General features: G+C 42.8%; 11 protein-coding genes, 1 tRNA gene and 1 pseudogene. 7 read left to right on the top strand and 6 right to left on the bottom strand.

Annotated features, from left to right (window positions below):
- Positions 1-233: 233 nt before the first annotated feature.
- The 4 genes and pseudogenes from Q0590_RS37570 to era all read right to left on the bottom strand — a co-directional run bounded on the left by Q0590_RS37570 (position 234) and on the right by era (position 3562).
- On the bottom strand, positions 234-587 hold the full coding sequence (locus tag Q0590_RS37570; RefSeq protein WP_366970490.1) for an alpha/beta fold hydrolase: 354 nt from the start codon (positions 585-587) through the stop codon (positions 234-236).
- 102 nt (positions 588-689) lie between these two features.
- Positions 690-1091: pseudogene (locus Q0590_RS37565) on the bottom strand (alpha/beta fold hydrolase).
- Between the two features lie 79 nt (positions 1092-1170).
- Positions 1171-2478 carry a ribosome biogenesis GTPase Der gene (der, locus tag Q0590_RS22425; protein WP_302039852.1) on the bottom strand — a complete coding sequence of 436 codons (1308 nt, stop codon included), beginning with the start codon at positions 2476-2478 and terminating at the stop codon, positions 1171-1173.
- Positions 2479-2671: 193 nt separating this feature from the next.
- A complete protein-coding gene (gene era / locus Q0590_RS22420; RefSeq protein WP_302039851.1) occupies positions 2672-3562 on the bottom strand; it encodes a GTPase Era in 891 nt (296 codons plus the stop codon).
- Positions 3563-3717: 155 nt separating this feature from the next.
- On the opposite strand from era, the gene Q0590_RS22415 reads away from it, so the two are divergent.
- The 3 genes from Q0590_RS22415 to Q0590_RS22405 all read left to right on the top strand — a co-directional run bounded on the left by Q0590_RS22415 (position 3718) and on the right by Q0590_RS22405 (position 5687).
- Positions 3718-3790 (top strand) — tRNA-Met (locus Q0590_RS22415).
- A gap of 217 nt (positions 3791-4007) precedes the next feature.
- The gene (locus Q0590_RS22410; RefSeq protein WP_302039850.1) at positions 4008-4628 is read left to right on the top strand and encodes a hypothetical protein; all 621 of its coding nucleotides are present in this window, start codon (positions 4008-4010) and stop codon (positions 4626-4628) included.
- 441 nt (positions 4629-5069) lie between these two features.
- Positions 5070-5687 (top strand): hypothetical protein, encoded by a 618-nt coding sequence (locus Q0590_RS22405; RefSeq protein ID WP_302039849.1) that lies wholly within the window; start codon positions 5070-5072, stop codon positions 5685-5687.
- Between the two features lie 50 nt (positions 5688-5737).
- Here the strand turns inward: Q0590_RS22405 and Q0590_RS22400 are convergent, their stop codons facing one another.
- Both Q0590_RS22400 and Q0590_RS22395 read right to left on the bottom strand, forming a co-directional pair.
- Positions 5738-6739, bottom strand: coding sequence for an SMP-30/gluconolactonase/LRE family protein (locus Q0590_RS22400; RefSeq protein ID WP_302039848.1), 1002 nt, complete (start codon positions 6737-6739; stop codon positions 5738-5740).
- Positions 6740-6926: 187 nt separating this feature from the next.
- Positions 6927-8030, bottom strand: coding sequence for an AI-2E family transporter (locus Q0590_RS22395; protein WP_302039847.1), 1104 nt, complete (start codon positions 8028-8030; stop codon positions 6927-6929).
- Between the two features lie 239 nt (positions 8031-8269).
- On the opposite strand from Q0590_RS22395, the gene Q0590_RS22390 reads away from it, so the two are divergent.
- The 4 genes from Q0590_RS22390 to Q0590_RS22375 all read left to right on the top strand — a co-directional run bounded on the left by Q0590_RS22390 (position 8270) and on the right by Q0590_RS22375 (position 14750).
- Positions 8270-8866, top strand: a complete 597-nt coding sequence (locus Q0590_RS22390) for a TetR/AcrR family transcriptional regulator (RefSeq protein WP_302039846.1) — start codon at positions 8270-8272, stop codon at positions 8864-8866.
- A 42-nt stretch (positions 8867-8908) separates the two neighbouring features.
- Positions 8909-10366 carry a TolC family protein gene (locus tag Q0590_RS22385; RefSeq protein WP_302039845.1) on the top strand — a complete coding sequence of 486 codons (1458 nt, stop codon included), beginning with the start codon at positions 8909-8911 and terminating at the stop codon, positions 10364-10366.
- A 37-nt stretch (positions 10367-10403) separates the two neighbouring features.
- Entirely contained in the window at positions 10404-11540 is a 1137-nt protein-coding gene (locus tag Q0590_RS22380; RefSeq protein ID WP_302039844.1) for an efflux RND transporter periplasmic adaptor subunit, read from the top strand.
- A gap of 63 nt (positions 11541-11603) precedes the next feature.
- Complete coding sequence (locus tag Q0590_RS22375) at positions 11604-14750, top strand: efflux RND transporter permease subunit (protein WP_302039843.1); 3147 nt, start codon at positions 11604-11606, stop codon at positions 14748-14750.
- The last annotated feature ends 150 nt before the right edge of the window (positions 14751-14900 follow it).

The raw sequence follows: 14900 nt of genomic DNA, 5'->3' as shown, positions 1-14900 counted from the left end.
ATGCGATAGATTTTTCTAAAATTTACAAGATAATAAGATTCATCCGGCGTGAAAGTAGATTTTTTTTATTAGAATGATTTTACAAAATATACGCCAAACATGCGTAAAAGCTTTACTTGGTAAGAATAACTGAAGATAGTAGCGTAGCCGACCGAATCGTAGATGGCAAAAAAAACACCTCACCGGAGTTTGAACCAGTGAGGTGTTTTGTAATAGAATAGGGAGCAAGCAAATTAATTGCTCACTGCTGAAGATGCCGTTTTGGGTGCAGTTTGCGAAATAAACGACAGTAAATCCTGATTTAATCGGTCTTTTTCAGTATAATAGAACCCATGTGGAGCGCCTTCATATACAATATATTGCGCCTGGGGAATCATCTGAGCGGTACGGTTGCCGGAGGCTTCAATTGGTACAGTCTGGTCGCTGCTGCCATGGATAATTAGAGTCGGCACTTGCACCTTGGGCAAGTCGGCCCGGAAGTCGGTGGCAGAGAAAGAGACTACACAGTCCAGGGTAGCTTTAGGTGAACCTAGTAAAGCCAGCATTCTGGCGTATTCCAGCATTGGCTCACTTACCGGATGTTTCAACAGACTTACCCCGAAGAACTTTTTGCCAAAATCGGTTAAGAAAGCTGCCCGGTCTTGTGTTATTTGTTCTTTTATCTGATCGAAAACAGCCTGGTCTACTCCTTAGGGATTATTATCTGTTTTCAACAAAAAGGGCGGAACCGCACCCAATAGTACGGCACTCGCCACACGGGCACTGCCATACCGGCTCAAATAACGCACTACTTCTCCCCCGCCCATTGAAAAACCGACCAGGGTTACATCCTGTAAATCTAATTGCTCCAGTACGGCATTCAGGTCTTATGCTAATGTATCGTAATCGTAGCTTTGCCAGGGTTTGGATGATTTACCGAAGCCTCTGCGGTCATAGGCGATGCAGCGGAGGCCATGTTTTGGCAGTTCGGTAAGCTGGTATTCCCACATTTCGTGGCTCAGGGGCCAGCCATGAATCAACACAACTGGCCGGCCGGAACCCCAGTCCTGATAAAATAATTCTACATTTTTTTCTGCTTGTATGTAAGGCATAATAACTAAGTGGTTTGAATTTTAAGGTATTTAACATACTCTCCCCACTTTTGTTTGCATGCATTCGCGTAAACAGGTATTATTTTTTCCGGAACACCACAGTAATAGGCACCCCTTCAAAACTAAAGTGTTCCCGCAGCTTATTTTCCAGGTACCGTTCATAGGCAGGCTGAATATACTGGGGCAAATTACAGAAAAAGGCAAACGTTGGCGTATAAATAGGCAACTGGGTTACGTACTTAATTTTCACAAACTTCCCTTTAATAGCTGGCGGCGGATAGTTGTCTATCTCCTTGAGCATGGCATCGTTCAGGGCAGAGGTAGGAATTTTCCGGCGGCGGTTCTCATGCACTTCTACTGCTTTTTCAATAGCTTTAAAAATCCGCTGCTTCTCGGTAACCGATGTAAAAATAATGGGCAGGTAATCTAAGGGCTTCAACTTATCCACAATAGCCTCGGTAAACTTCTTAGCTGTTTGTGTATCTTTCTCAATCAAATCCCATTTATTTACCATCAATACCATGCCTTTTTTGTTTTTAGCTGCCAGGGCAACAATATTTACGTCCTGCGACTCTATACCCCTGGTGGCATCCAGCATAATAATACAAACATCTGCTTCTTCCAGTGCCTGAATAGACCGCATGACTGAATAAAATTCAATATTGTCGGTTACTTTTGCTTTCCGGCGGATACCGGCTGTGTCAATTAATATAAACTCTTTTCCAAAAGCATTGTAATGTGTGTGAATCGAATCGCGGGTAGTGCCGGCTATATCTGTAACAATAGTACGGTCTTTCCCCAGCAGCATATTTACAAACGATGATTTACCCACATTGGGCCTTCCCAGTACAGCAAATCTGGGAATACCTTCTTCCGGATTTTCTATTCCCTCATCCGGGAAATGCTTCACCACTTCGTCCAGCAGGTCGCCGGTTCCAGAGCCGTTCTGTGAGGAAACAGGGTAGATTTCTCCCAAGCCCAAGGCATAAAACTCATGCATGGCCATGGCTTTTTCGTGTGTATCGGCTTTGTTGGCTACTACCAGCACAGGCTTCTTGGATCTGCGCATAACAGAGGCAAAATCTTTATCCAGGTCGGTAAGGCCAGTGTTAAGATCCACCATAAATAACACGACGGAAGCTTCTTCAATGGCAATTTCTACCTGCTCGCGGATGGCTCCTTCAAAAATATCTTCAGAGCCTACTACATAGCCCCCAGTATCGATCACCGTAAAAAATTTCCCTGTCCATTCTGCGTATCCATAATGCCGGTCGCGGGTAACACCGCTTACATCGTCCATGATGGCCTTGCGGCTTTCGATGAGCCGGTTAAACAAGGTAGATTTTCCAACATTGGGCCTGCCAACAATTGCAACTATATTTGCCATTTTACTTGTATAATAAATAGATTGAGTAATTGAGTATAGTATGTGAGCCAGTGGTTTCCATGCATTGGCTCAAAATAATTCCGGTGCTACAGGTTTGCCTACCTCTGTATGATTCTAAGCCTTATAAGGCTACCTCTTGGAATCCTGCAAACATAGCTAAAATTTCTCCTGCACAGATTCCCGGATTTTTAGCTTAGCTATTGTAGCCAAACCTGTCCAGCGATTTAGTTTGAGACCGCCAGTCTGGTTCTACTTTTACGTATTGTTCCAGAAATATCTTTTTTCCAAAAAAAGCTTCCATATCTTCTCTGGCCTGTATGCCTACTTTTTTAATAGCCTCTCCCTGGTGTCCGATAATAATAGCCCGTTGAGTAGCCCGTTCCACCATTATTTCCGCCCGGATCACAATAATATCTTCTTTTTCTTTGAACTCGGTAACTACTACTTCGCAGCTATAGGGCACTTCTTTTTTATAGTTTAGAAATATTTTTTCCCGGATAATCTCTGCCGCAAAGAAACGTTCGGGCTTGTCGGTTAATTCATCTTTCGGAAAATACGGCGGGTGTAAGGGTAGATGTTCCTGGATAGCCTGCAAAATGCGTTCAGTATTAAATTTATTCAAGGCAGAAACAGCCATTACCTCTTTGGGATTAATTTTTTCCTGCCAGAAAGTAAGGCGTTCATTCACCTGCTCCTGGGTGGCCTGATCTATTTTGTTCAGCACCAGAAACAGCGGTACCTGTATATGTTGAAGCCTGGCAATAAGCTCTTCTTCCCCGGTTTTTTCATAAATATCGGTAACAAATAACACTACATCGGCATCTTCCAGTGAGGTTTGCACAAAACGCATCATGGATTTGTGAAGTTCATACTTGGGCTCAATGATCCCTGGGGTGTCGGAGTATACAATTTGAAAATTGTCTCCATTGATAATCCCCATAATGCGGTGGCGGGTTGTCTGCGCTTTTGATGTAATAATTGAAAGCTTTTCGCCGACCAAGGCGTTCATCAAGGTGGACTTCCCTACATTAGGCTTCCCGATAATACTTACAAATCCGGCTTTGTGTTCTGGTGGCGTTGTCATAGCATGCAGTGTGAATATGCAGAGATACGTAAATTTTACAAAGACTGTGCACAGTATCAAACATTTACTATTTGAAAGGCCAGTATTTAAAAATATTTTACAAAGCTACTTGTTTTATACAAAAATACCAGGTAAGTTTGTGGACCAAATTATAGCGCGGGATGGAGCAGTTGGTAGCTCGTTGGGCTCATAACCCAAAGGTCGCAGGTTCGAGTCCTGCTCCCGCTACAAAGCAAACCCCTGTAGCCCTGTAACTCAAGAAGTTACGGGGCTTTTTCTTTATTAGCGATACAAAAAACGATACAAAATTTATAAATTTTTTACTTTGCTATTTGTTGGGTATAAAATACAATAGATTCCATAAAGCAAATATAGCGTACTCTAATAAAGAGGGCATTATAAGCATTATTATCTTCTAATTTTATTTATAGATGTAAATTGATATATGGATATTGAAGAAAAGAAGAAATATAGATTTTTGTTTTTGCAAAGGTTATATCAAAAAACAGACGGCAATATACATAAGGGTGTATATACCTATGAAATAGGCCAAGAATTAAATTTAGACAATGAGGTAACAGATAATATTGTGTCCTTTTTGAAAGGAGAATACCTCATAGAGGGTAAAACGAGGGATAGGGTTTTAACTATAACTCATAGAGGTGTTTTAGAAATTGAAGAAGCGATTGAACACCCAGAAAAGCCAACCAAACACTTTTTGCCCATTAATATAATTAGTGTTCAAAATATGTACGGCTCCTCAATTCAACAAGGAAGCCCAAACGCATTTCAGAGTAATTCATATAAAAATGAAAATACGGACTCAATATTATTACTCGTTGAAGAGATTAAAAAGGCTATTGATATAATTCAAATTGGCAAAGAAGAGAAAGACGAGGCTTTGTCAGAATTGGAAACAATTATTGCACAAAGCAAATCCCCAAAACCAAAGTTTATTATTATAAATGAGTCTTTAAGAACAATTAAAACTTTATTAGAAGGCGTGGCGGTAAATGCTTACACTCCAATAATTTTAGAAAAAATAAACATCTTGTTAAATCAGTAATCTTATTCTAGAGAATAACAAAAATAGAAGACAAGCCATTGAATTTGTTGTGAAAAAAAAGGTAAAGCGAATCAATTGTATATCCTTCCTATGTATTAAGATTTAATTTTTTTGATTATAGATCAAAGCTTAACCAATCGTAAACATAAAAAATTTTGGCCTTTTAACTCATTCCTTTCATTTAGCAGTCTAAACTTACCGCTATAACTGCAAATAAGTATTATTACTGACAACTTACCAAAGCCGCTTTATCGAATGCCGAAACAGTAAACGTTGAATTGAAAGCCAAATCCACAACCTCCCGTTTAAACTTACCAGTACCTTTTTCACAGATAACCTGATTCTACTACATGCATCCAGGTAAACCGAAAATAGCCCATATACGTAAGACTGTTTCAGGATAGTGCTGACTTTTATGCCTATCTACAAATAGATACGATTATGGGTATTAAAGATTTTTTTAGCGGTGCAAAAAAAGAAGGCCGCGTGTTACAAGGGGAAGAAACCAAGGATAAACTCTACACCAGTTCCCAGGATTTTGAAAGCGAGCAAATGGCTTTCCAGCATTTTAAGCGATCGAAGGAGAAGTTGTTTGATGTGGATGCCTGGTCAGCGTTACCAGGATTAAGCTCCTCCTTTGAATTACATACAGCTGGCGGCCAACGGAAAAAAGCGCAGTCTCCCCAGGTTGGCGACTATATCCGCATACTTTTGCCCGGACCCATGCCGGAAAACTGGGTTCAGGTAACCAGTATACGTTCGGAAGACAAGCTGGCAGAATTTACGGTGAATCCCAGTGAAAATCCTACTACCCATGATCCGGATAACAAGATTGAGCATTTTTTTAACAAAGAAGCCAGCAGCACGTTCCGGGTGGAATGGCAGGGAAAGCGCATAACCGCTTCAGAAATCGGCAAAAATGAAGGGATCAATAATCAGGGAGAGGAAGCAGGCAATCGTTCGGTTATCAATACATTAATAGCCGAAGGAGGCTGGGCGTTCTTCCAGAAGGTGCAATGGCAAAAGCTAACAGATTACCTGGTGCATAAACTGGAATAGGCAGTTAAGCATTTCTGCCTAAGCCAGCAATGTATCCCTTCCTGCTTTTGCTAAACAGTCTTCATTTTGAAAATAGCAAATTCTAAATCCGATATATCTCCTTCCATTTCGTGAATGCGGGAAGTAGTCACGTATAAATTTCCTTGATTATCTAATGTAAAGGTATCTGGCCATTTTAATTCCTCATGCTGCGCCAGCATATGTATTACGCCATCGTCCGTCCGGTACATCACTGCATTGCCTTCCAGGTTGCCCATGTAGAGGTTTCCCTGTTGATCGAAAATCATTCCGTCAGGCGCCGGGGTCTGGCCCATGTCTTCAACCTTAGATGCCAGGGTTGCTTCGTCAATTGCTGAGTCGTTCAGTGCGGCAGTGGCAATGCGGTACAAAGTATAACCCGTGAGGGCGTGGTAATAGAGATATTGCTTGTCATGTGAGAGGGCTATGCCATCCGCATGCATTTGGGGCTTTTCTCCCTCTTTTACCCATCTCTCCCCCTCCACCGTTAGCCATACATCTTCAGATTTGGTAGAAGGATGATCGGCCAGTAAACGCCTGGCCTGGCCAGTATGCACATCCAGAACGATAATGGCTCCCAGACCAGATTCAGTCATATAAATTTTTCCGGCTTCGGCATCAATCCGCAAATCGTTGAGGTAAGATTTTTCCGGGGCAATGCTTTTGTCAAAGGTCCACTTTTGTTTTAGTTGATTGGTGGATAAATCAAACTCGTATAAAGCTGCATTTCCTTGTACTCCTTTCATCATCGGACTCGCCGGATCTAGTACAAATAATGAGTTGCCGTGGGCTACGACCGATTGAACACAGGTAAAGGTATTTTCTTGCGGTTGCCCGCTCCAGGTATTCCATTCTTTGGTTGGGTAAGGCTGATAGGTTCCATCCCTGAGAACTTCTACCACCGAGAAGGGTAGGTTTCCGTGCCAACGGGGAAAATTAGCAAAAAGCCTTCCCTGTTCACTACTAGTTACGCCGGTTACCTGGATGCCTTTAAAAGATATTACTTTGGTAAGTGGATGTGCCTGGGTTTGCATAATTGGTTTATGAAGTTTTTTAATGGACAAATAGGTTGTATTACGCCTTATACGTAGCCAGGCACAATCAGTCTTATAAAAATTAAAGTTAAATCGTTACAAAGCCTGCCCTTTACTGATGTAATTCCATTTGAATAAAGCGGCTGCTATCTTTCAATTCTGACTATTCTACTTTCCTGGCTTGTATTTATTTTTTTGCTTTCTCTTTGGCTTTACCAACCCATTCTTTTATTTTCCCAATAAACGCTGGTTCGCCTTCTGTATCACCTAGCAAAAATGCAATAGGATGTAAAGCCGGCACATGATCTGCCACAATATGAATCATGGCAAACAGCGGAATAAATAAGATCATACCCGCCACGCCCCAGATTAACTCTCCCACAACAATACTTACAATCGTGACAAAAGGACTCAGATTCAGGTTGGAACCTAGTACAAATGGCTCAATCAGGTAATTGTCTACCGCTTGCGCTACCACCAAAACCAGCAGCACAGGTATAACTAAATCGGAAGAACTAGCGACAAAGGCCATGGCCAGAGGAAAAAAGCCACCGATTAACGGACCTACATAGGGTATAATCGTAGGAATAACGGCAATAATGCCTAGCAGTATTCCATTCTTTAACCCGACAATTGAAAAACCAATACTGTAGAGAATAGCCAACATCCCCATAGATAACATACGCCCGGCCAGGTAATCGGAAGAAACTTTGGTAATCTGCCCTAATGTTTCTTTTGCCTCTGGTTTGTTTTCGTTTCTGGTTAGTTTTAAGAAAAACTCTTCGTATTTCTCCCGCTTCCATAATAGAAAAAAGATATATACCAGCACCAGAGCAAAAGATGTAAGGCTACCCAATAACCCTGAAAAAAACATTGTTACAAAATTGCTACCTGATTGAGAAAGTGAAGAAACCCCTTTCTTGAGCATGTCCAGCTGCTTCTGTGGCGATACACCAAATCGGCTTTGTATCCAGTCCTGCAACGTAGTAATTACCTGCGTAAGCTTTTCCTGTATCTGGGGCAGGTCTTTGGCAAAGCTGGCAGCCTGCAAAGACAAGACTGCGGCAACAGCCCCTAACAATAGAAAAATAAGGAACAGGCAAAGAAGAATAGCAGGCACACGGCCGACACCCCAGCTTTCCAGTTTTTTGCATACCGGGAGAAAAAGCATAGCCAGCAAACATCCGAATGTAAAAGGAATAAAGAACTGACGGCCATAGTAAAGTGCAGCAACCAAGGCTATGCCAAATGCAAGTATAAAAGTAGCACGGTAGATAGAGATTCCTTTCATAGAATAAGGGAGGTTTTATGACTTTAGAAAAATTTCAAGATGAATATTCACTTAATTTTCGCAAAATGTACTAAATAAAGAAAATATTAGCTAAAATATAGATCACTTATTTTTTACATAGTTGGATTTATCTTACATCGACTCCAAAAATATTTTGTCCGGAAATTTGAAACTTATTCAAATTAAAAAGTATTATTGCATTATCTAACTTAGTTAGATTTTCTAAAGCCATTAAATGAATGAGTAGTACACATAGAAAAATCAGGCAAAAAGAATCGTTACGGGGAGGTATTCTGCAAGCAGCCCGGAAAATAGCTATTTCCGAAGGCTGGCAATCGGTTACCATCCGTAAAATTGCTGATGAAATAGACTATACGCCGCCCATTGTATATGAGCATTTTGCCAACAAAGAGGCTGTTTTTTACGAACTGGCCATTGAAGGATTTAATATCCTGCGGAGTTTACTGGAAGCTCAAACGCATGAGGACCCCAGCCAGCGGTTAGTTAATTATGCTATGGCTCACTGGCAATTTGCCAATGAACATACAGAGCTATATAAACTAATGTATGGCATTGAAACAATCCCATCGCTGGCTCTGGAGCGGCCACAGGAATTGCTTGCCATCGGCGAACTAATAAAGAGTACAATTAAATCTTTAGCGCCATCCTTACAGGAAAAAGAAGTAAAAGAGCTGTTCTTTCAGTGGATGTGTATTGTGAATGGCTTTGTAACCATGGCCTTAATTATGCAAGACAAAAATAAAGAACAGGATGAGTGGGAGCCGGAGCATTTCCTGGAAAGGGCAAACCGCCGGTTCATTAAAAGTTTACAATAAATCTACATGAATAACAGAGTCGTTCCAATCAGAAGTATAGCAATGAATCGTTTACACAACATTATTTCAGCAGTTCAGCGGCAGGTAACCTGTGGGTTAGTAGCCGTAGGCTTGTTGCTGGGTGCAAATCCGGCTACTGCGCAGTCTGCTGGCGAACCTGAGGCTTTCTCTATCAAAGATTGTATCAATTACGCCAGCCAGAACAACAGCAACATTAAAATTGCCCGCTTCGATGAGCGCATTGCCCGTCAACAGGTAAATCAGATCCGGGGGCGAGGCTTACCTCAGGTAAACATCAATGGAAATTTTGAAAACAGGCTGAAAGTGCCTTTACTGGTAATTCCTGGAGCTGGCAGTTTTCTGGGCCGTGGTGATACAACCGGAACTGGGAGTGGCAGCAACAATGGCAATAATGCCGAAGGAGCCGGTATACCTTTGGGTTTTAAATACAACAGCACGCTTACCGGAGAAGCAACCCAGATGATCCTGGACCCTTCTTTCTGGGTAGGATTAAAAGCAGCCAAGGCCAGTAACCAGTTATACCAGCAGACTACCCAGCAGGTAAATGAGGAAACAGCCTATAGCATAGCGGATGCTTATTATCAGGTAATTGTGGTGCAGAAACAACTGGTGCTCCTGCAAACTAATCTGGCAAACACACAAGCTACCCTGGCCAACACCGAACTGCAATACAAAAACGGAGTAGCCAAACGGGTAGATGTAAACCGCTTGCGGGTAAATGCCAGCAACCTGGAATCTCAGATTAAGCAGGCAGAAGCCAATCTGGTACAGGTTACCAATGCCTTGAAGTTCCAGATGGGTATGCCATTAACTCAGCCTATTACCCTCAGCGATACCGTGCTTACATTCAGTCAGGAAGAAGCTGTGCTTACGGATGTAACCGATAACTTCTACAATAACCGCATAGAATACAAAGTCTTACAAACCAATCTGGAATTGCAGGAACTGGATAAGAAGAATACCGTTACCGGCTACTTTCCTACCCTGACAGCTTTTGCTAATTATGGGTATGTAGGACAAGGTCCGAATTTTGGTTTTTTCAAAACTTCCGGAAACAGCTGGGTAGATTATGCTACTTCGTCCATTGGTCTGCGGTTGCGGATTCCGATTTTCGATGGCTTACAACGAAATGCGCTGGTACAGCAGGCAAAACTAAAATCCCTGCAGCTGGAAGAACGGATAAACTTTACCCGGCAAAGCATCAACCTGGAAGTATCCAATGCGTTAACCTTGTACCGCAACACCTTGCAACGCATTGAAGATGAACAGCAAAATGTTGACTTGGCGCAGGAAGTATACCAGGTTACACAACTGGAATTCAGAGAAGGAGTGGGTACTTCTACCGATGTGGTAAATGCAGAAACTGCCCTGCGGCAGGCTCAGAACACCTATATCACTACCCTGTTAGACTTATATACTGCCCGCCTGGATCTGGAAAGAGCCAAAGGCAACTTACTCTCCTATCTTAACTCAAAATAAATTTTACGCACACAATAACTAGCAAAGTTTAGAACGTATGAAACGAATTATCACAATAGTGGTCATCATAGCAGTAGTTGGTTTAGTTGCCTTCCGCCTGGTAAGCAATAAAAAGGCTATTGATGAAAAGAATAAATTACCGGATAATACCAATGTAGCCGTTGCCGTCAATGTAGCGCCAGTGCAAAACCGGATCAGCGAGAGAAATTTGAGCATGATTGGTACTGTAGCTGCCAATCAGGTAATAGAAATAAAGGCGGAAGTACAGGGCAACTTACTTAGCCTGAATGTAGACCTGGGTGATGAAGTAAAAAAGGGTCAGGTGATCGGACGCATTGACAATAAACTACAGGCCTTAGCGGTAGCAAATGCGGAACAACAGCTAGCGGATGCCAAACAGAACCTGGAGCGGTATAAGAACCTATTTGAAGGAGGAGCGGCTACACAAGCACAATACGATCAGTATAAACTAGGCTTCGAAAATGCACAAATTGCTGTAGAACAAGCCCGCAAACAGTTATCTAACGCAGTTGTCAGAGCGCCAATCAGCGGACAGATTACGCAGAAAGCCGTAGAGGCCGGAGCCTTTGTAAACATCGGTACTTCTATTGTTACGGTAGTAGACGTATCCCGCCTGAAAGTGCAGTTGAATGTTGCTGAAAATGATGTGTATGCATTAAAAGTGGGTGATCCTGTACAAATTACTGCTACCGTATTTCCTGGCGTTACTTATGAAGGTAAAATTACGTTTATCAGCCCACGTGGCGACGATGCCCATAATTATCCGGTAGAAATTGCTTTCAACAACCAGAGCAAATATACTTTGAAAGCTGGTACCTATGTAAATACAGCCTTTAACCGGAAAAGCCAGGTTCCTACGTTGCAAATTCCAAGAGATGCCCTGGTGGGTAGTATCCGTGATGCCAAAGTATATGTGGTAGACCAGAACAATGTAGCTAAGTTAAAGAAAATAACCGTAGGTGCCGATAATGGCAGCTATCTGGAAGTACAAGAAGGATTGCAGGAAGGCGAACGGGTAGTTACTACCGGGCAGATCAACCTGGCAGACAGCACCAAGGTAAGCATTATCCAATCGGGTGCTCAAAACGGTGTAACAGCTCAAGACACTGGTAAGGCAGCTGCCTCTGGTAATACATCTAGCATGAATCAGTAATCGGGAAAGTATGTCAGCCAATACTGATTTAATCGAACAATCATTTAACAGGAAATCAACAAAATGTCAATAACCGAAATATCCATTAAACGCCCGGCACTGGTCATTGTAATTTTTACCGTGCTAGGTATTCTTGGGATGATTAGTTACTCTAATCTGAATTATAACCTGCTTCCCGAATTTGAGGCGCCCGTAATGTCCATTGTTACGGTATATCCTGGTGCAGCAGCTGGCGAGGTGGAAACATCTGTTACGAAAAAGCTGGAAGATGCTCTTTCCTCTCTGGAAAATCTGGATAAAATTCAGTCTACCTCCCGGGAAGGAGTATCGTTGGTAGTGATTCAGTTGTTACAGTCAGCAGACATAGACCAGGCCGTACAGGATGCCCAGCGCAAAGTAAATGCGGTAATGGCCCAGATGCCAGATGAGGTAGATGCCCCAACTATAAACAAATTCTCTACCGGTGATTTGCCAGTATTGCAGCTGGGAATATCTGGTAATGTAAGCCCTACTCAGTTTTATAAGCTGGTAGAAGACCGGATACAGCCACAGTTAGCTAAAGTACAAGGTGTTGGCCAGATTACACTGGTTGGTGGCCAGGAACGTGAGATCCAGGTGAATGCAAATCTGGAAAAGTTAAAAGCATATGGCCTTTCTCTAAATCAGGTAACCCAAGCTATTATCAGTGCTAATCAGGATTTCCCTACCGGAAAGGTAGAAACTACGGAGCAGCAATACAGCCTGCGGGTAGCCGCAAAGTTTGCTTCACTTGATCAAATACGTAACCTGGTTGTATCCTATCAGCCGAGTGGAAGCCGCATTACCGTTGGAGACGTAGCAGAAGTGGTAGATGGTGTAGCCGAAATTACGACGTTGAACCGCATAGATGGCCGCTCATCCATTGGTATTATCATTCAGAAACAAGCCGATGCGAATGCGGTGGATGTAAGTGAGAAAATACGGGCAGAACTGGCAAACGTTGAACGGATGTATGCGGCCGAAGGAGTAAAATTCAGCATTGCCAACGATACGTCTACCTATACCCTTGCCTCTGCCGATGCTGTACAGTTTGACCTGATGCTGGCAGTTGTTATTGTGGCAGGGGTAATGCTGGTATTCCTGCATAGTTTGCGTAGCTCACTCATTGTTATGGTGGCCTTACCAACCTCTATGATATCTACCTTTATTCTGATGTATGTAATGGGCTTCTCGCTCAACCTGATGACGTTGATGGCTCTTTCGCTGGTGGTAGGTATTCTGGTGGATGACTCCATTGTGGTGTTGGAAAACATTTACCGCCACATGGAAATGGGCAAAGACAAACGCACGGCTGCCCTGGATGGACGGAATGAAATTGGTTTTACAGCCCTTGCCATTACCTTGGTAGACGTGGTGGTGTTCTTGCCAATGTCTGTAGTTTCCGGGTTGATTGGTAACATCGTACGCGAGTTTTCGCTGGTGGTAGTATTTTCTACCCTAATGAGTTTATTTGTGTCTTTTACCATTACGCCAATGCTGGCTTCCCGCTTTGGTAAGTTGGACCATTTTACCAATAAGACGCTTTGGGGCCGTATATCTCTGGGCTTTGAAAGAGGTTTTAATTCGTTACAAGAAGCATATACCCGCATCTTACAATGGGCGTTAAGTCACCGCTGGGCAATTTATCTGGTTTCCTTTATTCTGTTTGTAGGTTCTATTGCGTTGGTTCCGCTTGGGTTTATCGGAAGTGAATTTACAGCGCAGGGCGACCGTGGAGAAATAGTTGTATCCCTGAAAATGGACCCACAGGTAACCGTATATCAGAATAATCAGATCACCAAACAGGTAGAAGACCTTATCCGGAAACGCCCGGAAGTGAAACTGGTGTTGAGCCAGGTAGGGCGTTCCAGCACTACCATGGGAGCCAGTACAGGTACCAGCAACCGCTCTGAACTAACGGTAATTCTGGTAGATAAAAAAGAGCGCAGCATTAGCAGTGAGGAGTTTGGCGCACAGATTAAGAAAGAAATTAATAAAATTCCTGGTGTACAGGTGAAAGCTGCGCCTACTGGTATTACCGGAAATGCCAACCAGGCCCCTATCCAGATTGCCTTAAAAGGTACCGAATTAGCCAAGGTACAGGAAGCTGCCAATATTGTACTCAATGTTGTAAAGCAGGTACCAGGCACAGCCGATGTTGAATTTTCTGTGGAAGATCCTAATCCGGAATTACAGGTACATATCGACCGTGAACGCATGGCGGCACTGGGCTTGTCTGTGGCAGACGTAGGAAGCACCTTGCAAACAGCCTTCAATGGAAACGACCAGTCCAAATACCGGGAAGAAGGTTTTGAATACGACATTCTGGTTTCGCTCGATAAGTTTAACCGCTCAAGCAAAGAAGATGTGGAGAAGCTTATGTTTGTCAACAACCGGGGTCAGCAGGTAGAGTTGAAACAATTTGCGACAGTAAATCAGGAATTAGGTGCCAGTGTACTCGAACGTCGCGACAGGCTTACATCTATTACGGTTAACTCTCAGGTAGTTGGACGCCCGGTTGGTACGGTAGGTGCAGATATACAAGCACTTATGCAAAAGAAAACATTGCCCGATGGTATTGTCATTGAATATGCTGGTAGTTTGCAGCAGCAAGGCGATGCCTTTAGCAGTCTGGGTATTGCCCTGGTCATTGCGATTGTGTTTGTTTACCTGATTATGGTGGCTTTGTACGATTCATTCATCTATCCATTTATAGTATTGTTCTCGCTGCCAGTTGCCTTAATTGGTGCATTAATGGCTCTAGCCTTGGCCAGAGAAAACCTAAGTATTTTCTCTATCATTGGTATGATTATGCTGATGGGTCTGGTAGCCAAAAATGCCATCCTGCTGGTAGACTTTACCAACCACTTGCGCGAAAAAGGCATGGCTGTGCGTGAGGCGCTGATAGAAGCAGGCCGGGAACGTCTGCGTCCTATCTTAATGACTACCCTGGCGATGGTGTTCGGTATGTTGCCCATTGCTTTGGCATCCGGTGCAGGCGCTGAAACGAAAAATGGCCTGGCCTGGGTAATTATTGGGGGATTGACCAGTTCTTTGCTCTTAACTCTGGTATTAGTACCCTCTGCCTATATGACCTTTGAGAGAGTTATTTCAAAAGTAAAAAAACGCTTTGGCAATAAACCTAATTTGCCTGCTCCAAGCACGGCACCTTCCTGGGAAGTACAGAGGTAATAGTCAAATACACAAATACATTATATAAAAAAGGTCTGGTTCAATGGAGCCAGACCTTTTTGTTTCCTTACAGTCAATTTAATTTAGGTGGTTTGCATTATTCATTATTCATTATTCATTATTCATTATTCATTATTCATTATTCATTAT

Source organism: Rhodocytophaga aerolata (assembly GCF_030503435.1).
GTDB lineage: Bacteria > Bacteroidota > Bacteroidia > Cytophagales > 172606-1 > Rhodocytophaga > Rhodocytophaga aerolata.
The sequence above is the reverse complement of the archived record's forward strand: the minus strand, read 5'-3'. Positions and strand labels throughout refer to the sequence as shown.